Source organism: Paenibacillus sp. P5_B5, assembly GCF_056400365.1.
In genome coordinates, this window is record NZ_JBFULK010000021.1 from 50,174 (window position 1) to 69,450 (window position 19,277).

General features: G+C 41.9%; 16 protein-coding genes and 1 pseudogene. 14 read left to right on the forward strand and 3 right to left on the reverse strand.

All coding sequences use genetic code 11. The features are described from left to right. Nucleotides 1-95 precede the first annotated feature (95 nt). From AC1DOK_RS21670 to AC1DOK_RS21690, 5 genes are all read left to right on the forward strand, one after another. Entirely contained in the window at nucleotides 96-890 is a 795-nt protein-coding gene (locus AC1DOK_RS21670) for an alpha/beta fold hydrolase (RefSeq protein ID WP_477556382.1), read from the forward strand. Further along, nucleotides 887-1,729 carry a DUF2785 domain-containing protein gene (locus tag AC1DOK_RS21675; RefSeq protein ID WP_477556383.1) on the forward strand — a complete coding sequence of 281 codons (843 nt, stop codon included), beginning with the start codon at nucleotides 887-889 and terminating at the stop codon, nucleotides 1,727-1,729. The genes AC1DOK_RS21670 and AC1DOK_RS21675 overlap by 4 nt, the downstream gene beginning before the upstream one ends. 262 nt (nucleotides 1,730-1,991) lie before the next feature. Continuing rightward, nucleotides 1,992-2,414 carry a hypothetical protein gene (locus AC1DOK_RS21680; protein ID WP_477556384.1) on the forward strand — a complete coding sequence of 141 codons (423 nt, stop codon included), beginning with the start codon at nucleotides 1,992-1,994 and terminating at the stop codon, nucleotides 2,412-2,414. Nucleotides 2,415-2,429: 15 nt separating this feature from the next. Continuing rightward, nucleotides 2,430-7,466, forward strand: coding sequence for a DUF5724 domain-containing protein (locus AC1DOK_RS21685; RefSeq protein WP_477556385.1), 5,037 nt, complete (start codon nucleotides 2,430-2,432; stop codon nucleotides 7,464-7,466). 184 nt (nucleotides 7,467-7,650) lie between these two features. After that, nucleotides 7,651-8,118: an OsmC family protein gene (locus AC1DOK_RS21690; RefSeq protein ID WP_477556386.1), complete on the forward strand. Its 468-nt coding sequence runs from the start codon at nucleotides 7,651-7,653 to the stop codon at nucleotides 8,116-8,118. Between the two features lie 229 nt (nucleotides 8,119-8,347). Here AC1DOK_RS21690 and AC1DOK_RS21695 read toward each other — a convergent pair whose 3' ends face one another. After that, nucleotides 8,348-8,728: an SET domain-containing protein gene (locus tag AC1DOK_RS21695; protein ID WP_477556387.1), complete on the reverse strand. Its 381-nt coding sequence runs from the start codon at nucleotides 8,726-8,728 to the stop codon at nucleotides 8,348-8,350. A gap of 211 nt (nucleotides 8,729-8,939) precedes the next feature. Between AC1DOK_RS21695 and AC1DOK_RS21700 the strand changes: the two genes are divergently transcribed. From AC1DOK_RS21700 to AC1DOK_RS21720, 5 genes are all read left to right on the forward strand, one after another. After that, on the forward strand, nucleotides 8,940-9,974 hold the full coding sequence (locus AC1DOK_RS21700; RefSeq protein ID WP_477556388.1) for a serine hydrolase domain-containing protein: 1,035 nt from the start codon (nucleotides 8,940-8,942) through the stop codon (nucleotides 9,972-9,974). A 115-nt stretch (nucleotides 9,975-10,089) separates the two neighbouring features. Then, nucleotides 10,090-10,971, forward strand: a complete 882-nt coding sequence (locus AC1DOK_RS21705) for a helix-turn-helix domain-containing protein (RefSeq protein WP_477556389.1) — start codon at nucleotides 10,090-10,092, stop codon at nucleotides 10,969-10,971. A gap of 328 nt (nucleotides 10,972-11,299) precedes the next feature. Beyond that, entirely contained in the window at nucleotides 11,300-12,019 is a 720-nt protein-coding gene (locus AC1DOK_RS21710) for a DsbA family oxidoreductase (RefSeq protein ID WP_477556390.1), read from the forward strand. 214 nt (nucleotides 12,020-12,233) lie between these two features. Further along, entirely contained in the window at nucleotides 12,234-13,400 is a 1,167-nt protein-coding gene (locus AC1DOK_RS21715) for an acyltransferase (RefSeq protein WP_477556391.1), read from the forward strand. Between the two features lie 171 nt (nucleotides 13,401-13,571). Next, complete coding sequence (locus AC1DOK_RS21720) at nucleotides 13,572-15,062, forward strand: carboxylesterase/lipase family protein (RefSeq protein ID WP_477556392.1); 1,491 nt, start codon at nucleotides 13,572-13,574, stop codon at nucleotides 15,060-15,062. Between the two features lie 98 nt (nucleotides 15,063-15,160). Here the strand turns inward: AC1DOK_RS21720 and AC1DOK_RS21725 are convergent, their stop codons facing one another. Continuing rightward, the gene (locus AC1DOK_RS21725) at nucleotides 15,161-15,292 is read right to left on the reverse strand and encodes a DUF4023 domain-containing protein (protein WP_477556393.1); all 132 of its coding nucleotides are present in this window, start codon (nucleotides 15,290-15,292) and stop codon (nucleotides 15,161-15,163) included. 98 nt (nucleotides 15,293-15,390) lie between these two features. Further along, nucleotides 15,391-16,179 carry a helix-turn-helix domain-containing protein gene (locus tag AC1DOK_RS21730; RefSeq protein WP_477556394.1) on the reverse strand — a complete coding sequence of 263 codons (789 nt, stop codon included), beginning with the start codon at nucleotides 16,177-16,179 and terminating at the stop codon, nucleotides 15,391-15,393. A gap of 131 nt (nucleotides 16,180-16,310) precedes the next feature. Here AC1DOK_RS21730 and lysA point away from each other — a divergent pair, with 131 nt between their 5' ends. The 4 genes and pseudogenes from lysA to AC1DOK_RS21750 form a co-directional block, all read left to right on the forward strand. Further along, nucleotides 16,311-17,558 (forward strand): diaminopimelate decarboxylase, encoded by a 1,248-nt coding sequence (gene lysA / locus AC1DOK_RS21735; protein WP_477556395.1) that lies wholly within the window; start codon nucleotides 16,311-16,313, stop codon nucleotides 17,556-17,558. 171 nt (nucleotides 17,559-17,729) lie between these two features. Then, complete coding sequence (locus AC1DOK_RS21740; RefSeq protein WP_477556396.1) at nucleotides 17,730-18,383, forward strand: phosphatase PAP2 family protein; 654 nt, start codon at nucleotides 17,730-17,732, stop codon at nucleotides 18,381-18,383. Between the two features lie 210 nt (nucleotides 18,384-18,593). Continuing rightward, nucleotides 18,594-19,088, forward strand: a complete 495-nt coding sequence (locus AC1DOK_RS21745) for a P-loop NTPase family protein (protein ID WP_477556397.1) — start codon at nucleotides 18,594-18,596, stop codon at nucleotides 19,086-19,088. A gap of 41 nt (nucleotides 19,089-19,129) precedes the next feature. Then, nucleotides 19,130-19,243, forward strand: a pseudogene (locus tag AC1DOK_RS21750) (NUDIX hydrolase); the annotation flags it as partial. Nucleotides 19,244-19,277: the final 34 nt, after the last annotated feature.

Sequence of the window (19,277 nt, forward strand, 5' to 3'; positions counted from 1 at the left end):
CGCATATTCGACAAAAAAACAGTTTTTATGCTAAAGACTTTCTTGTAAAAAGAATGTATATTGTAGGTTCTTTGAATATAAGGAGGGAATTATTGATGCAAGAGCATAGGAATAGCATGTACCGTTCAAAATGCAGCAATGGTTATTATGAAGTCCTCCATACCAGCCAAGGTCGCAAACTGTTTAGCAAATACTCGTTGAAAGGTAAGCCTAGCGTGATCTTTATAGCTGGATTGGGAGATAGCTGTGAGTCATGGAATGGGGTGCAGGAACGGATATCACAAATTGCATCCACTCTTTCTTATGACAGAGCGGGCATTGGGAGGAGTCAAGATGCATCCGTTCCACGGACATGCCAGGATCTTGCTCAGGAGCTTTCCGAACTGTTATCCGGGATACCTATAGAGCCCCCTTACATTCTGGTGGGTCATTCTTTTGGAGGACTGGTTGCTAGATTATTTGCTAGCATTAACCCGCTGCTGGTTTCCGGTATCCTCTTGGTTGATGCCGTACCGGAGTATAAAGAACTCGCCTATGAAAAGATTCTGCCTGAGAAGCTGATCGCAGGAAACAGAGCCTATTTCGAGAATCCTATGTTGAATAGCGAGAAGATCGATAAGATAGAGAGCTATAAGCAAATTGTTGAACATTCATGGCAAAGTGATATTCCTCTATCAATCATTACAAGAGGGTTGCCGGATAACGATGATGAGGAATGGCCTCATCAAGAAATACTGAAAATTGAGCAAAGGCTGCAAGCTGATTTCCAGCGACTGTCAACGGCAAGCAAGCACAGGATCGCCGGGCGAAGCGGACATTATATCCATCATGATGAACCTGAGATCGTAATAGAAGAGATTATGCTAATGTTGAAGGAGTGGGATGTGTGAGTGATACAAGGGGACAATTACTGATTGATCTGCAAAGAATTGAAGAAAATCAATACCAGCTTAATGAGGGTGAGAAATTGTGGGATTTCGTAACTCTAATGCTGCAATATATCGGGGACCCTCAGCCCGAATTGCGGGACGAGCTTATCTACCCTACCTTTTATGAGTGGATCATTAAAGAACAGTTATTTAACGAAACGGAGCTTCGAGACATCCTGTCCGTTGTGATTGACGAGCAGCATCTGTTCTATCATATCGGAAGCCAGGACGACCAGACCGTATTTACAAGGACATTCTCTGTACTTGTGGTTGCTTTGTTAGTGCAGCGGCACAGACTGCAGCCTTATTTAGACAACTCCGGCTTTCTACACCTCAAGCATTCGCTAATCCGGTACTACTCGGAAGAGAAAGATTTGCGGGGATATCTGGCCGAAGGAGGTTGGGCTCACTCCGCAGCGCACGGAGCAGATGCGCTGGTGGAAATGGTGTTATGCAGAGAGAGCGACGCTGCCGTGCAGCAGGAGGTATTGGTGGCTGTTCAGGGAATGTTATACAATGAGCTGCACATTTTCAATGAAGAAGAGGATGAACGGATCGCTAGCATTGTGGATACGATGATAGCTAATGAATTGCTTCCTCAGCAGTCGATAGCCGATTGGATCGGTAATCTGGAACAATGCTGCAGCTGGCCGAGGAGTCGGAGTCAGGTTATAGCCAGGGTGAATACGAAAAATTGCCTGCGTTCTCTTTATTTCAGGTTAAAGCACTTTAATCGCGGGATGGATATTATGGAGGCCATACTTAAAACAGAGGTAAGGTTAAATAAATTTACACAATAAGATAGAGTGTAATCTGTTTTTGACGGACAGCCTAATATTCATAGATTACAAGTTTAGATACGTTAAAGTAAGTCCGTCAGAAGCGGGCTAATTTAGGTGGTGCCACGGGGATTTCCGTCCTTTTATAGGACGAGAAGCCTCTTTTTATTTTTATACAAGAGGCAGTGAAGTTAGACATTGTCGAGAGAAAAATGGGTACTTTGTATCAGAAATAACTTGCAACCGATGTGGTACACTTTCGTTAATAAAAGGAGGGGATAGGATGCAGATTTACTTTAGGGTGAAGGTGGTTGGCAAGCGAAAGCCGGTGCTTGAGCTGATTGAATCATCCTTACCTGATGGCATAGTCTGTCTTGAGGATGCGATTCGCGCAATCGTTAGTGATCAGGTGAGTCGTTTCAACGAGCGAAGCATTGATCAGGCGATCTTTCCATATTTGAGTCCAGAGCGGCTTGAGGAGCAGGCGCAAGCTGGTAAGGTTGGATTTCAGGCAGCCTATGATGATCAAAAAGCGAATGTAACTAAGGCGATTGAAACAGCGATACAAGCTTTTGAGGATGGAATTTATAAGGTGTTGATAGATGATTCTGTTGTGGAAAGTTTACATGAATCTATCGAAATACGACCAGGAGCAGTGTTTACATTTATTCGATTAACATTGTTGTCCGGTACGATGTACAGATAGGGAGAGGGGCTACGAATGACAGAACGAATAAGTGTAGTTATGGAACAGGAACGTCTGGGTGCTATTCAAGAACAACTGATGCAAGAGAAGGATCATGAGCACTTTCCATTAGCGGAAAGTTTGCTTACTTACCTGACGTCTACCTATGAGAGCAGGGAAAAGAATGAGGAGGAATTCCTGGGCTGCTTAGAGAGTACATACGGCTGTTCGCTCCAAGCGATGTCAGATGCAGACACACTATGGGATGGTCCGCTTCAACCTGCGCTTAAGCTGCTGTTTGGTGCGGAGCGGGGAGCTGAATTGCTGGATCTGCTGCAGCGTCGCCTGAAGTATAGCTATTCTAGTGCATCGTATTATCGCAAAGGTTATCGTTCGCGTCATATTTTTTACTATAAGGAAGCCTTGCTTCAATTGATCAGTTTATATTATCAAAATATCGCATATAATTTCAGCGTGATGGATTATTTAACACTTCGCGATAAAGTGCTGTACCATGACACCGTGATGAGTTATCTAATTGCTCGTGAGATTGATACTGGCAATGAGGCTGTCATTGAAGCGCTGCGGGATATTATGTTCGGCGATAATCAGACGGTACTTTTGACGAGGCAAATGATTCGGGGCATCGTCATGAGCCATAATATAGCATGCTATGACATGCTAATACAGTTGCTGCTAGCTGCGAAGCTGCAGGAAGGACTTCGTCAGCATATTGTCGAGAGCTTGGATGAAGGTACACTTGAGGCGACTGTGTATATCATGAAAGTTATTCTAAGCGAGAACCTCGAGCGGTTTAGTTCCGTTATTCGTGCGCTCGATACATGGACTGGGCTTGGATTCTCTGACCAGAAACCGACGGTTATTCGCAAATGTCTAGAGCAAGCTTTGCGCTCATTAACAGATGAATCTTACCTGCGTGAAGCAGAGAATAGCAATGATTCTCTCGTCTATTATTTTGCATTGTGGGCAGCGGCTAATATAGACGTTGATGATGCAATAGTAATGATCGAGCGAGTGTTGAATGAAGGTCCACGATACAAGAAGATGACGGCACTCTATTTCTTGTCGCAACTTGATCAGCAGCATATTAAGCATCATGCAGTAGCGAATCATCTAACTGGTGCTACAGGTGATCTTGAGCAGCTAGCCTGGATGGTCGATTGTTATTATTATGATTCTTACATTGGATATGGATATAATTGGGAAAAATCGCCGCATGAGTTTCATTTGACTCATTCACCTATTACTGAAGATAGGGCAATACGGCGTGAGCAGTTTATGGCTTTGCAGCATGTTCTTCAGCAATTGAAAGGAGCCTCTCAAGCATATGAGGAAAGTGTATTTCCTTGGGTAACAGTCTCCTTATCGGCTGATGATATCATTAAGCGCATGATGACATTGAATGTTTATGACCGAAATGAAGAAATGACGGATATCTTGATTGATTACTATGATCGAATGGGCTCTGACCTTCGTTTTTCATTTCTGGTGAATGTGATTGGTTATGCGCAAACAGGCAAGCCGCGTCAATTTCTGATGACAGCGCTGAGTGACAAAAGCACGGCTATTCGTGAAGCAGCACTTAAAATTATGCATAAGCTGGAGCTAGCGGATGATGAGCTAGAGAAGGCAACGGCATTGTTGAAGCTCAAAACAGGAACTATTCGGCAAGTAGCTGTACAATTGCTTCTCAAACAGGCTGATAGCAGGTTGCAGACGGCTATAAGTACATTGATATCCGCATCGAATGAACAGCAAAGGCTAGCTGGTTTAGAGATTGTCAATCTTCTACAGCAGGATGGTGCGCGTCTGGCGCTATTCGAGACGACGCTAAGTCTAGTGGAACAGCATCATGGATCTGGCCGTGCGACGTCACAGGAGCAGGTTCTGATTGATAAGCTGTTGAACAAGAGTGAGGCGCAGTACAGCTTGGCTAATGGATTTGGATTGTATGATCCGACTGATCAGGTAAGCATTCCACCAGCATTTGATCATCCAGCAATTAGTGGGATTAAAGTTGAAGACAAGATTCAAGGTAATCCTGCGGCTAAGGAAGCAATATCCTGCGAACCGGAGCGTATTATTGCGGTTTATACGTACTTCGCGGCTCTAATTGAGAAGCATCAGGATTACGAATATGAAGCAGAGTATTATAGCGGACACAAAGAGAAAGTGCTGTTAGGCAATCAGACGTATCGTATTCAGCCTTTATACAGAGAGCAATCTCGCGATGATGCGAAGGAAGTGCTGGATCAATTGCCACTGGCGGAAATATGGAGGCAAGCGGCAAAGGAACTGGGGCTTACGCCATCTTTTATGCTGCAAATTTTATTTGCCGACATGGAACTTTGCAAGGCATACGACAATGATCAGGAATGGTTTATCCAGCTCTACTCGGATTTATTGGTTAAGGAAAAAGCGGAGCAATTGGAGAAAGCTTTGAAGAACATAAAGTATACTCGGCTGACGAAGCAACTCATCGAGCTGCTGCTTGAAGAAGCAGGCAATGAATCGCTATTCCGTCTTTGTATGGATATCTATGTTTCCCTGCGTTCAAGAATGAGTGTAGAGCAATGTGCACAGAATCGTTTGCAGGAGAATTCGGGTGGATATCGATACGAATCGTTTGATCCTGCGCTGGCTTCGGAGCTTCTTGAATTTTGGCTTCGTCATGCCGGAGATTCTGGTGAGGATGAACCACTGTTCCAGGAGTGGTATTACGTTGCATTTGCCAGCTATAGGCTGATGGAGTATAAGGACAGCGCATTGTTGCAGGGGCAACACTTTGCTCGTGCTACTGAGCTGGGGCTAATGACAGAAAGTCATTTGCTAAGAGAAATACTTGCTGGAAATTTATCTAGTTATCTGATCCGTACACTGACTCATGCCAAGTGGGGCAGTTCGATAATCAAGAGCTATCCTTGGATTGTGGACGTTGTGGGCAAAGCGGCAGCACGTATTGTCGAAATGGAATCGCGCCGCGGAGATATGCCAACAGAAGTATCTGAGATGGCTAAGAATATTCAGCGATTCGAGGGTATGCGTCATTTTACAGACATATTGACTGGACTTGGTAAGGAAACATTTCAGCGTGGCTACAGCTATGGTAGCAATTTAACGAAGAAGGAAGTGCTAAGCTCCTTACTGCAAAGCTGTTATCCGGCTGAAGGAGAGAATGCGGAGCTGCTAGCTGAACTGCTTACGGATTCAGATATCAAGGAGCAACGTTTGCTTGAAGCCGCCATGTATGCTCCGCAGTGGGTTGACATTGTGCAGCAATATTTGGGCTGGCCAGGGCTCAAGAGTGCAGCTTGGTATTTCCATGCTCATGTGAATGCAAGCTTTTCTGCTCAGAAGGAAACAGAAGTTGCGATCTTCTCGCCGATTAGTCCGCAAAGCTTTAACGATGGTGCCTTTGATGGTGAGTGGTTCAAAAACGCTTATAAGCAGCTTGGTGAAAAACGCTTTGAGATGCTATACAGCTGTGCGAAATATATTACAGATGGCGGTAATTCACATCGCCGGGCTCAATTATTTGCCGATGCGACGCTAGGCAAGCTTGTGAAACCCGTTCTGATAGAAGAGATTCGGACAGCGCGTAATAAGGATAAACTGCTTAGCTATACGCTGCTTCCGATTGAGCCGGGAGATAAACAAGAGGCACTGGAGCGCTATGAGTTTGTACAGCAGTTCTTGAAGGAAAGCAAACAGTTCGGTGCACAGCGACGTGAAAGTGAAGGCAAGATCTGTGCGATTGCACTGGAGAACTTGGCACGCAGCTCTGGCTATGATGATGTGAACCGGATGATGTGGGATCTTGAAGCGGAGAAGCTTGCTGAGCTGGAGCTTTATTTTAGCCCACAAGAAGTGAATGGCGTTCATCTATGGCTGGATATCGATGATGAAGGAACGATTGAGCTGAAGGTGGAGAAAGCAGGCAAAGCGCTCAAAAGCGTGCCGGCTGCAATGAAGAAGCATGAGCAGGTTATTCTTCTTAAGGAAATTCAGAAGTCGCTTAAGGATCAGCATACACGGGCGCGGCAAAGCTTCGAGCAGTCGATGGAGAATGGGACGATATTCACAGCGAAGGAGCTCGGGCTTATTACGCGGAACCGGGTAATTGCGCCGCTCGTTCATCACCTTGTTTGGTTCTGTGCAGACAATCAGGCGGTCGGCTATCTTCATGAGTCGGACGGTTCATTCTCATTACGTATGACTGATGGCACCTTACAAACGCTAATTGCTGATGCCAAACTAAGTTTGGCGCATCCTGTTCATTTGTATGAATCAGGTGAATGGAGCGCGTTCCAGCGCGATCTGTTTGAACGTCAGCTCAAGCAGCCATTCAAGCAAGTATTCCGCGAGTATTACAGGCTTGATCCAGATGAGAAGGCAGCAGGTATAATGTCTCATCGCTATGCAGGTCATCAGGTGCAGCCGCAGCGTACGGTTGCTTTGCTTCGCGGCAGACTATGGACGGTGGATTATGAAGAAGGATTGCAGAAAGTTTATTACAAAGAAAATCTGATTGCTCGTATGTATGCGATGGCAGACTGGTTCTCTCCAGCAGATATTGAGCCTCCAACACTCGAGACGGTACAATTCTTCGATCGGGAGACGATGAAGCCTGTCCATCTCGAACAGGTTCCGGCAATTATCTTCTCTGAAGTTATGCGAGATGTGGATCTGGTCGTCAGTGTAGCACATGCGGGAGGAGTCGATCCCGAAGCGAGTCACTCGACTATCGAGATGCGGTCGGCCATCGCAAGAGAACTGCTTAGCTTGCTGAAGGTGGATAATGTGCGTATTGAGGGAGCGCATGCTCATATTGTAGGACAATTAGGCGAATATTCGGTTCATATGGGCAGTGGAATCGTTCACAAAAAAGGAACGGGAGCACTGCATATATTACCTGTTCATTCGCAAAGCCGTGGTAGACTATTCCTGCCTTTTGCAGACAGCGATCCACGCACAGCAGAGATTATGTCCAAGTTAGTGCTGCTTGCTGATGATCATAAAATTAAAGATCCTAGTATTCTGGGACGAATGTAGAAGCAAGGAGTAATAAGTAAGAAGCAAGAAACAAGAAAGCAAGAGACAAGAAAACAAGAAACAAGAAGAGATGAGACGCCAAGCAGCTTTAACCGGCGCGGCTACTATAGCTGCGAAGTTGAAGTTGCTTGGCGTTTGGGTAGTAAATAATCGAAGTATTTTGTGAAAAGGAGCTTAGGTATTCATGACAACATCAAAGAAACAACTGCAAGTAAAGGCGAAATGGCTGGGAAAGCGCCGCTTTCAGGCACAAGGACCAAGTGGGTATCCGGTTCTGATGGATTCAAATGAGCAGCTCGGGGGCGAAGGATCGGGTAACAGCCCACTCGAGCTCTTGCTTGTTGGACTTGTCGGCTGCATGGGTATTGGTGTTACTAAGCTTCTGGATAAAACGCGTCAATCGCTCGAAACGCTCGAAATTGTAGCAGATGGTATTCGTGAGGCGGACATTCCGCATGCAATTACAGAGGTTCATCTTACCTTTCACGTGAAGGGCGAGGTGGCTCCCTCCCGTATTTGGAAGGCAGTAAAGCTGGAAAGTGAGCATTATTGCCCAGTAGCCGCATCACTTAAGGCAGTCATTGTCCCACATGTGGTGCTTAATGGTATTGATATGCCAGCTCCAGGAGGACAAGCAGCACATGAGGAATAGCATTCATTATAAATAGAGACGAATTTAATCGATTGAGAATGATTACATGAATTTTTGTTTTATGCTAAAATTTGTTGAAGAGAATAAAACTTAATTTTTCGTTAACTAAGTGGAAATGTATTGTTGGAGGATTTAACTCACAAAGTTAGGTTGAATCATTCAACCTAACACAAACAACACATCCTCAAATTAATGATTGAGAATGTGTTGTTCCATGGGCAAAGCATTATTATTCTTTTATAGTAAACCATAGAGGATCTTTGCAATCTTCATCGCCATTATAGTTGATTAGTATCTCATCGCCAGCTTTGATATCTGTATAGGCATAGAATTCAAATGTGTGATTATCAAAGTTGATGTCATAAGTAGCATTAGGTGTATAAGAATGGTTAAACAAGCTGCCATAACCTAAGAGTATGGCCGTGTGGTTAGCTCCATATTGATACACATAATCTGCAAGTATTGTTTTCTCGATGTGATCATGGTCCTCATTCGGATATGGAATGACGGGTGCTTCATGAATGAGTACATCTTTGGCGATATCACGAGTTGCAAATACACCTCTATTGAACTCTCCGTTAGTAAGTTTGGACGTTTTTACTTCAATCATTCTAGTCACCTTCGCGCTCTTTAGTGTATGAGCCCCTTAATTATTTGATAATGGTGGAACGATTAATTCTAACCCACCCTCGGTGAAACAGCAATACAATGTTAGGATTATCACAAATATGGGGTACTCCTATTATTTCCATCATGTAATAAAGTAATCGATTCTTAGAATAGCTCTTAAACTAACGCCACACGAATTTGGAGGCATACAAATGAATCATAAACTAAATAATAAACTAGTATCAGTCGTTAATGACGCTCAACAATTTACTCAATTTTCAGGCACTATACTTATTAAACAAGATGGAGAAGTCCCTATTATAACTAGTCGCGGCTATGCTAACCGTGCAGAACAATTATCCAATCAGTCTAGAACTCGTTATGGGATTGCCTCTGGATGTAAGCTTTTCACGGCGATTGCTATTTGTCAGTTAGTAGAAGAAGGGAAGATTGCATTTGATACAAGATTAGCAGAATGTATAGGGTATGAATTACCTCATGTGTCAGGCGACATTACGATACACCATTTACTAACCCATACATCAGGAGTACCAGATTACTTCGATGAAGAAGTGATGGATGACTTTGAAGATTTGTGGAAAGCAATCCCGATGTATAGGATTCGTAATCTAGCAGATTTTCTACCATTATTTCAGCATGAACCTATGAAATCTCCGCCTGGAGAACAGTTCAGCTATAATAATACGGGATTTATTCTATTGGGTTTAATTGTAGAGAAGGTTAGTGGCGTTAAATTTACGGATTATGTAGAAAAGAACATTTTTCATAGAGCGGGTATGATGAATTCGGGATACTTTGCATTTGATTCTTTACCGGGTCATACGGCTCAGGGGTATATAGAATTGGAAGATGGTACATGGAAAACGAATATTTATTCCCTTCCAGTAAAAGGCGGATCTGATGGCGGAGCCTATATAACGGTAGAAGACATGGTCTTGCTATGGGAAGCGTTATTTCAACACAAGCTATTAAGCGAATCTATTACTAAGAAATTACTTACACCCTATGTCCACAATGAGAAGGGTGACTACTATGGGTATGGGATATGGATTAAGCAAACAGAAGGACTGATTTCTAAATATCATGTCATGGGCTATGACCCGGGAGTCTGCTTCCATTCTGGCTACTACCCTTTATCCCAAACGATAATGGTTGTCTGCTCCAACGCTTCATCAGGTGCATTTGGTGTAATGAAAGAAATAGAAGCGTATATGACCACCATATAACCACAACAAAGACTGCCGATGATGTTTAAGGGCAGTCTTTATTCATGTTCGCAAAAAAGATCAAAAAAAGCGCAGCCTATTTCGCTATGCTTTAAACAGAGAGGGGGAGAATGGGATGAAATACGAAAGGATGATCCAAAAAACAATAGATTGGATTGAATCACATTTACACGAAGAGATCTCAGCGGATGAGATTGCTGATGTCGCAAACTTCTCGAAATTTCACTTTCACAGGATTTTTCAAACATCTGTTGGGTTGTCAGTCGTGGCGTATATTCGTATGCGACGACTTGCGAATGCAGCCAGTACACTGCTTCAATCAGATGAACGTATCATCGACATTGCAATTAATTATCAATTTGAGTCACAAGAAGCATTTACGCGTGCTTTCAAGAAACTATATCATTTGCCGCCTGGGCAATATAGAAGGCTAATGTCTCATATGACAACGAACAAGGAGGAATTAAGGATGAACAAAGAGATTAAAGGATGGTTTTTAAGTGGAAGTCACCCGTTTAACTATGAAATAGGGGTAGATCAGGAGGTTGTTCACCAGGGAAGTATGTCAGGCTATATCAAATCTATAACCGTTCAAGATATTTCAGAGTTTGGGACAATGATGCAGCAATTTATAGCTGATAAATATAGAGGTCAGAGAATCAAACTATCAGCTTTTATTAAAACCCATCAGGTTCAACAATTTACTGGACTATGGATGCGAGTTGATAGTGCTTCGGAAGATATTCTACAATTCGATAATATGAGTAATCGACCTATTGTTGGTACTAATAATTGGAATCAGTATTCGATTGTTCTAGATGTACCTGAGAATAGTGCTGTTATTTCATTTGGTATCCTAATAACTGGTCAAGGGCATGTTTGGATAGACCAAATTACTTTTGACCAGGTTGACGAAAGTATGGCTACTACAAATTTAGAGTCTCATGCCACACTTATGGATGAGCCGGTGAATTTATCATTTGAAGAAAGCCTATAGCTACCATACATAAATAATGAGACTAACTGGACTGAAAAAAAGCTTGGCGAACGCGAAACGCACTAGGCTTTTTTGCGTGTGATTCATTTAGTTGTATGAGTCTAAGCTTCGTGTATGGTTGCTATTGCACTTGTTGCCGGTGATGTACAAATGCACGTACCAGCTTATCTAGTTGATGTCGGTCATCCAGCTGCCTTTGCTGGCTTGAATAGTTATTCTTGTAGAGTTATAATGTGCTTATATAAATTGCAGTTGATACTTGGCTGCAATTTTATTTTCAAAGTTTACTGTGCTCATGTTTGTCACAGTAACAATAGGAGGTTTTGACATGATCGTAGATGTATGGTCTGATGTGATGTGCCCGTTTTGTTATATTGGTAAACGCAGATTTGAGAAGGGTCTACAGCAGTTTGCTCATAAAGAACAGGTTCAAGTCGTTTATCGTAGTTTCGAGCTCGATCCGAATGCACCTAAAGATATAGTACAAGATATAACTACAATGCTTTCTAATAAGTATGACATGAGTTATGAACAAGCTGTTGCGACTAACAAGCAGGTTGAAGGACAGGCAGCGGCAGAGGGATTAGAGTATCACCTTGATACGGGAATTTGGACGAATTCATTCGATGCACATCGTCTTTTACATTTTGCTAAGCAGAATGGTAAGGAAGCAGAGTTAGTTGAACTCATGTTCAAATCCTACTTTACTGACTCCAAGCATATAGGGGATCACGAAACCTTAGCATCCATTGCTGGGGAAGTAGGACTAAGTTATGACGATGCTCTGGCTATGCTTGCTAGCGATCAGTATGCAGAGGATGTTCGTGCAGATGAGCGTGAAGCTCGTACGATCGGTGTGCAAGGTGTTCCATTCTATGTAATCAACCGTAAATATGCGGTATCTGGTGCACAAGCTTCTGAGACGTTCTTGGAAGTTCTTGAGAAGGCTTGGTATGAGGAAAATCCACTTGTTTTCTTGGATACTACATCACAGGATGGCGATGGCGGAATATGTGTAGATGGTTCATGTTCTGTAGATAAGAAGTAATTAATTAAGATAATTGAGACGATCGCATACACTCTCGTATGTGATCGTCTTTTTTTTGTTTCTAAAATTTTTATATACTATATAATGGAAACTCGATTACACTATTAAATGAAGGCTAAATGAAATAGAGTAGTAGGTGCCACAAGATTTTCATGAGGGCCTACTGTCTTTTGAAGTCTGTCTCTGAATATAGTTAATGAAAGGGAGGGCTTCTATGAGTAAAACTAGAATAGAAGAAATTGAAATCCTACGTGGATTTGCTTTTGTAGCTGTCGTCCTGCAGCATGCTATTGGTCATTATTATCCGATGCCGAGCGCGACACTCGAAGATGGTGTGATCCTTGGTATATTCTTGATTCTCAGTAAATTTGCAGTACCCATTTTTATATTTATTACGGGACTTGTCCTGTTTTATAATTATGACGGGGATATAAGGTATGGCACATTTATTCGCAAGCGATTTAAGGATATTCTACTACCTTATTTACCGTGGGCTGTTCTATATGCAGTCGTATTTCATCAACTTAATCTTCTCGAGGCAGGTTCGCTTTCTAAGTTAGGTATGCTGGTATTTACAGGGACAGCATCCTACCATCTTTGGTATATCGTCATGATTTTTCAGTTTTATTTGTTGTTTCCGTTCCTTCTACGATTCATACAGAGGATCAAGCCTAAATCAGCCCGAACTGCTCTAATAGCCGTTCTGTCTCTAGGACTTCTTTACTTGCTGCTGATGGTTTTGAAAGGACCGATTTATCAAACAGCAGTGCTACTTGATATTCCGTTCATTACAGCGTTTTTTACCACCTATATGGATCGAAACGCTCTGATGTTCTTTTTCTATTTTGTGCTTGGCGCCGCTGCGGGATTATATTTTGAACAATGGCGGGCATTGCTCATCCGTTTCCGCTATCTTATTATGAGCGTATTCGGAGCTTCGCTGTTGTGGATGCTGTACGTCGTTATCGCCCGATTCGAACTGAGTCCAAATGTCTTGATCAAATACGATGATTTATTGCTCTTAAGCCCGAGTATGGCCGTGTTTCTTACGCTATCTGTATTAGCCATCTATATTTGTTCGATCTATTTTATCCAAGGCGCTCCTGCTCTATTACGAAAAATGTTTGATCTAGCAGGTTCCTATTCGTACGTCGGCTATCTTGCTCATGCTTTTATGCTTGGGGTAGCTTTTAATATAGTAGATTCATTGCTTCCTGGTAGCTCCGTTACTGTACGGACACTGATAAGCTTTGTACTAAGTTCTGTTGGATCGATCTTAATTGCCTTCGTTCTTAGGTTTATCGCTAAAAGGGTAAAAGCATATCGGAACCGCAGACACGACTCACAGATCAGCAAAGATAAGTTGAATCACAGTACGTAAGGGCTTAGTTATGGATTTTTAGGATTGGAGGTGAAGCAGTGGACCTATTCAAAGTCATTGATTTTCGTTGTATAGGAAACCGCTGCTCGTCATTCTCTTCACCAGATGAAATGTAAACTCTTACAATAATAAACCCCGTTAATAAAATTCTTGAGAGAATGGAGATGGGCTATGTTGATGTCGACGGAACAAGCACCTCGTGTGCATACGGCTGAAGGATGGATAGAGGGGGTTCGTCACCCGAAATTGGATATCTACTTGGGAATTCCTTATGCTGCGCCACCAATCGGGGATTTGCGCTGGAAGGCGCCCCGAAATGTGGAGGATTGGGAAGGTGTTTATCAAGCGAAGGCGTTTAAGTCGCCATCTGCACAGCTGGGCAATATTTACGGGACGAGTGGAACGGAGCTTTACGGACAACTTGTAGGTTCAGAAGATAGTCTCTATCTAAATGTATGGGCCCCGATTACAGATAGCAGTCAGAAGAGACCCGTACTCGTGTTTATACATGGGGGAAGCAATACAAGAGGTACGGCTAGCGATCCCATTTATGAAGCTTCAAGGCTTGCAGAAGAAACGGGAGCGATAGTGGTGACCGTGAACTACCGCTTGGCATTCTTCGGCGCACTGTATCACCCTGCTCTTCATACAGGTGATTCCATTGATGACTCTGGAAATTATGTGACGCTGGATCTGATTAAAGCTTTGGAATGGGTCCGTCGTAATATTGCTAAGTTTGGCGGAGACTCTGATAACGTTACGATTCAAGGTCATTCCGCGGGATGTATGAATGTATGGGGGCTCATTCACTCTAACCTAGCCACAGGATTGTTTCATAAAGCGATAGCGATGTCTGGATTCCCTCAGCTCCGTTCGACTCAGTTAGCCGAACAAGCAGCGGAAGAGCTTATTACTTCATTACTCATGCAGGATGGGTTAATTACCTCGAGCAAAGAGGCGGATAGCTATAAACGACAAATGGGATTGACCAATATACGTGAGTATTTACTTAGTAAAGATACGGCAGCTATATTACAGGCGGCTAAAGGTGTGAAGCAAATTTCTCACATTCGGGATGGTAATGTTCTGCCTCTAGGAAATAAGAAAGAGCTTCAATTGGCAGTTCCTGTTCCGATGATTATTGGCACAGTACGCAATGAAGCTAGTCTTTTACTTATTCATGGCTATAAAGATCAGAAGCGTCTGTGGGAGGAATTTAACGCTCGTAATCCGCATTTTACAAGAAAGGAATTTATGAAGCTGCCTGCTTATCTTTCGTATAAACTCAAATGCAAATTGTTCGATCAAATTCTGCATTACTGGTTCGACAACAAGTTAATGCGTAAGGTTACGGATATTCCACACCCTATTTATCAGTACAAATTCAGTTGGAATGAGTTGCCGCAGCCTTGGCGAGCCATGTTCGGTTCTTTTCATGGTCTGGATGTAATAAGTACGTTCGGGACCTTCTTGTCTGACAGGCCTAATTTAGCCCGCTTTGTCTGGTCGGATCACAACCGAGAAAGCCGAGAAGCGCTACACAAGCAAATGATAGACACCTTCAAAGGATTTCTTGAATCGGGTGATCCTAATCTCTATCGACAGGATAGAGCCGATTGGAAGCCTTTAAGTCATAATTCCCGTAATTTTATGCAATGGTAGTTTAAATCCTTATTTCATGATACTTGTATTATCACCTGAAGGATAAACTGTCCCAGCACAAGAAAAAGCCGTGATCCTAAGATCATGGCTTTTGGACATTATTTGTTCGTACTGTGCTGTTTAGTAGGTAGCTTGTCAGATGGTGTTCCTTTGCCTTGATGCTTCCGATTCTTCTCGTCTTTCTCCTGTGTATCGTGTAATTTCTCTACAAATTCATGGGTGTTATCCACGTTTTACCCTCCTGGACAATAGTTTCTTTGTTACTATATCCATTAGGCATTAAGATTATATTGGCTAACTTTGACAACATTAATGGCAGCGCATCCCCTTATCTAATGGAGGACGGACTTTTGCCGTAGTGCTTCTTGAATTGCTTGCTGAAAAAATACACATCCTTATATCCCAAAGCATGAGCTACATCAGAGACTGTCATTCCAGAGTAATGTAGCAGAAACTCGGCTCTTTCCACTCGAGCTCGAATTTCATATTCTTGCAGAGTCATTCCCATGTACTGCTTGAATTTAGTTGCTAGATATCGCTTAGAAAGCTGCGCGCGACTAGCAAGATCTGCAACAGAATACCAATCGGCAGGGTGCTCCTTGATGAAATTAGCAATTTCGAGAATCCGGTCCTGCATCACCTTACTAGTTTGGGGTTTGTGCTCAAGCTCTAATAGATCGTAGCGAAGCAAATTAATCATAAGCTGCTTCAGAATAAGCGTAGCTTCTTCTACACTTCCAAATAAGGGAGATAATCGCAGATGAACATACCGACTGAGAAGTGTTTCAATGGCTGTAGGGTCAATAATCTGTCTAAATATAGATGGTATTAGCTCAGCTTGTCCGGATATATTGAAATGAATATAGGTTATCGTCAATGGGTTCTCTTTCTGATGCGTAGCACTTGTATAATCCCCTGGATGGAATAGAAAGCAGCTGCCTTTTTCTACTGGATAGGAGTGGCCGTTAACGATCACATCGCCATAGCCATCCCAAACATAGAATAAATCGTAATTCTCAAGGGGCTTTTCACGCTCAGGCCATTTCCACTCAGGTTCACATTTAATTTTGGAAAAGAAATTAGTTGCTATAAATGAAGCTTCTGTTAAAGAGATCATATAATCGCCCCTGCAAATTAATACAAATTTTTATTCAATCGTTCCATTTCCCTATTTCATGCTTATCTATATAGTAATCTTAATCATACATTAAAATTAACGGATAAGTTATATGAAGGGGGCGTCATATTATGTCACAGCATGATTTAATTAGTAATGGATTTTATGGAAATACAACACCTGAAGAGCTTGTGCAGAAATACGGCAGTCCACTTTATGTCTATAATGAAGCAGTTTTGAGAGATCGGTGTAAAGAGATGCGCAATTTAGTCACCTATTCTCATTTTAAAGTTCAATACTCAGCTAAAGCAAATTCCAACATGGAACTGCTTAAAGTAATTCGTGATGAAGGTCTACATACGGATGCGATGGCACCAGGTGAAATCTTCATTCTCCTTCAAAGTGGTTATAAGCCTGAGGAGATTTTCTATGTAGCGAATAATGTATCTGAAGAGGAAATGCAGTATGCGATAGATGCAGGAATTAAGGTTAGTGTGGATTCCTTATCCCAATTACGCATGTTCGGTCGACTTAACCCAGGCGCGGAGGTTGCTATTCGAATTAATGCAGGTAGAGGCGTAGGACATCACGAGAAGGTGATCACGGCTGGAAAGAATACGAAGTTCGGTGTACGATATGATGAGGTAGATGTAGCTCAAAGCATCGCCAAAGAATATAACCTCCGAATTATTGGTCTCAATCAACATTTGGGTTCGTTATTTATGGAGCCGAGTGGCTATGTAGCGGGAGCGGAAGCTTTACTTAACGTTGCAGAGCAATTCGATGATCTTGAATTTATTGATTTTGGTGGTGGCTTCGGTATTCCTTATCGGAAGCAGAGCGGTGAGCAACGTCTCGATCTCAAAGAGTTAGGAAGTCAGTTATCAAGTGTGCTAGAGAACTGGGCTGCTAAATATGGTAAGGAGATTGCTTTCCATACGGAGCCTGGTCGTTATGTAGTTGCAGAATCTAGCGTTATTTTGGGAAGAGTGCATGCGATTAAGCATAATGGAACAACGAAGTATGTGGGAACAGATGTAGGCTTCAATGTATTAGCAAGACCAGTGATGTATGACTCATGGCATGATCTTGAATTCTACAGGAATGGCTCGCGCTTACAAGGGGATAATCTTGAGCTAGCTACAATCGTAGGTAACATTTGTGAAAGCGGAGATATCATTGCCAAAGATCGGGAAGTGCCAGTCATTGAAGAAGGCGACATTTGTGGTATTATGGATACTGGGGCTTATGGTTACGCGATGAGTTCCAACTATAACAATCGTTTGCGCCCAGCAGAAGTTATTATTCGTACGGATGGTAGCGATGAACTTATACGCAGACGTGATACATTGAATGATTTGATCCAAAATTATAAATGATTCTAGATTACTAGATTTGGATATGCTATATTAGGGGCTGCCTTTCATTGGATAGCCTCTATTGTGTTATATTTTGTTATTTAGGGGATTGTGCTAGACGCTAAATCACAATTATGATAGATTACTTTACACATCTCATTTTATGTAGGAATTGAAAGGATATATGAAGAAATGAATGACACTACGACGTATGGAGTAAGTAAATGGCTGCGATATAAGCCTTTGCTTTGGATGTTTGCTATACCTTTTCTTAATATTTTCTATCAACTTCTGAATGAGCACGAGCCAGGTGTTCGAGTACTGATGACACCGTTTGATGCGGTGATTCCGTTCATACCAGCATTTATTATTCCTTATATCACCTGGTATCCATTTATCGCAGTAGTTTTAGTACTGATTTTCTTGAAAGATGTAAAGACTTATCTAAATACGTTATTTGCACTCTGTTTAGGGCTAATTGTCTGTTATGTTTTCTATTACTATTTTCAGACGACGGTTCCACGTCCAATTGTAAGTACATCGGGTTTACTCAATAAATTGGTCAGTATTATTTATGAGCATGATCTTCCTTATAACTGCTTTCCTAGCATCCATGTGCTCACCACATACTTAGTGATGAAGGGGGCCACAGTACTTAAAAATACTACGCGAATTGTAGTCCATATCGTTGGTATATTGATTATTGCATCGACTGTGTTTGTAAAGCAGCATGTAGTCGCAGATGTAGCTATGGCGATTATTGTAGCGGAGTTTACGTTCGGGGTTGCAACTATTTGTGTTCCTTATTTAACGAAGTTAAAAGTTAGACTAGAATCAATTTCATAACTCATTGAAACCATTAAATTGAAACTATATATAGACAAATTAAACCGTTTTGATCTATATATAGCCTTGATTGAAGCAGCTAAAGGTATTATGAAATTGATTCACTAGGGCTAGATTTGAATTGAACCAAGTAAGGTGTGGCTGGCGGATAAAGAGATATTGCAAAAACTACTCTGTAGTCAGATTCGGAATGCTGAATAAGGGGATCATATGAAAAAGGTTCTCATAATTGGAATTGTAGCCAGTGGTAAAACAACATTAGCAAAGCGATTATCAAAAAAAATTAATGTTCCTTGGTATGAACTGGATTCTATTGTTCATCATCAAACAGCGGCGGGGCGATTTAAACGTACAGCAGATGAACAATTTGAAGTTATTATGGATATTGATAAAGACGGAAATTGGATATTCGAAGGAACAGATCGTGAATCATATCAATGTTTATATGAAATGGCAGATACAATTATATTTCTTGATACACCGCTATGGAAGCGTAGAATCAGAATATTCGTTCGGTTTCTTAAGCAAAAACTTGGTATCGAAAAGTGTCATTATAAATCTGATATTATGATGTTAAAAATGATGTATAAATGGACACAGGATTTTGAAAGTAAAAGAGACAAGTTTGAAGCCAAGTTGCAGTTATATCAAAATAAAGTTATCAGATTATACGATAATAAAAACCTGAACTTGATAGTTAAATAAATACCTTTACACATCTGCACTCAACTAACGTGCTTAAAAGAATCAACTGTTTTCCAATCGAAGTAGCATTAGAGATGGTGACTTGGAAAAATTTCAGGCAGAGAATAGAGTTTTGTTTAAATACAGAACTTCAGCCATTTTATATTGAATTTTGACTATGTCATTCCGCTAACGGGTAACAATAGATCA

Bases quoted from the DNA above. Each gene is read 5' to 3' on its own strand.
- AC1DOK_RS21670 (WP_477556382.1), top strand. From the start codon at position 96: ATGCAAGAGCATAGGAATAGCATGTACCGTTCAAAATGCAGCAATGGT.
- AC1DOK_RS21680 (WP_477556384.1), top strand. From the start codon at position 1,992: ATGCAGATTTACTTTAGGGTGAAGGTGGTTGGCAAGCGAAAGCCGGTG.
- AC1DOK_RS21685 (WP_477556385.1), top strand. From the start codon at position 2,430: ATGACAGAACGAATAAGTGTAGTTATGGAACAGGAACGTCTGGGTGCT.
- AC1DOK_RS21690 (WP_477556386.1), top strand. From the start codon at position 7,651: ATGACAACATCAAAGAAACAACTGCAAGTAAAGGCGAAATGGCTGGGA.
- AC1DOK_RS21695 (WP_477556387.1), bottom strand. From the start codon at position 8,728: ATGATTGAAGTAAAAACGTCCAAACTTACTAACGGAGAGTTCAATAGA.
- AC1DOK_RS21700 (WP_477556388.1), top strand. From the start codon at position 8,940: ATGAATCATAAACTAAATAATAAACTAGTATCAGTCGTTAATGACGCT.
- AC1DOK_RS21705 (WP_477556389.1), top strand. From the start codon at position 10,090: ATGAAATACGAAAGGATGATCCAAAAAACAATAGATTGGATTGAATCA.
- AC1DOK_RS21710 (WP_477556390.1), top strand. From the start codon at position 11,300: ATGATCGTAGATGTATGGTCTGATGTGATGTGCCCGTTTTGTTATATT.
- AC1DOK_RS21715 (WP_477556391.1), top strand. From the start codon at position 12,234: ATGAGTAAAACTAGAATAGAAGAAATTGAAATCCTACGTGGATTTGCT.
- AC1DOK_RS21720 (WP_477556392.1), top strand. From the start codon at position 13,572: ATGTTGATGTCGACGGAACAAGCACCTCGTGTGCATACGGCTGAAGGA.
- AC1DOK_RS21730 (WP_477556394.1), bottom strand. From the start codon at position 16,179: ATGATCTCTTTAACAGAAGCTTCATTTATAGCAACTAATTTCTTTTCC.
- lysA (WP_477556395.1), top strand. From the start codon at position 16,311: ATGTCACAGCATGATTTAATTAGTAATGGATTTTATGGAAATACAACA.
- AC1DOK_RS21740 (WP_477556396.1), top strand. From the start codon at position 17,730: ATGAATGACACTACGACGTATGGAGTAAGTAAATGGCTGCGATATAAG.
- AC1DOK_RS21745 (WP_477556397.1), top strand. From the start codon at position 18,594: ATGAAAAAGGTTCTCATAATTGGAATTGTAGCCAGTGGTAAAACAACA.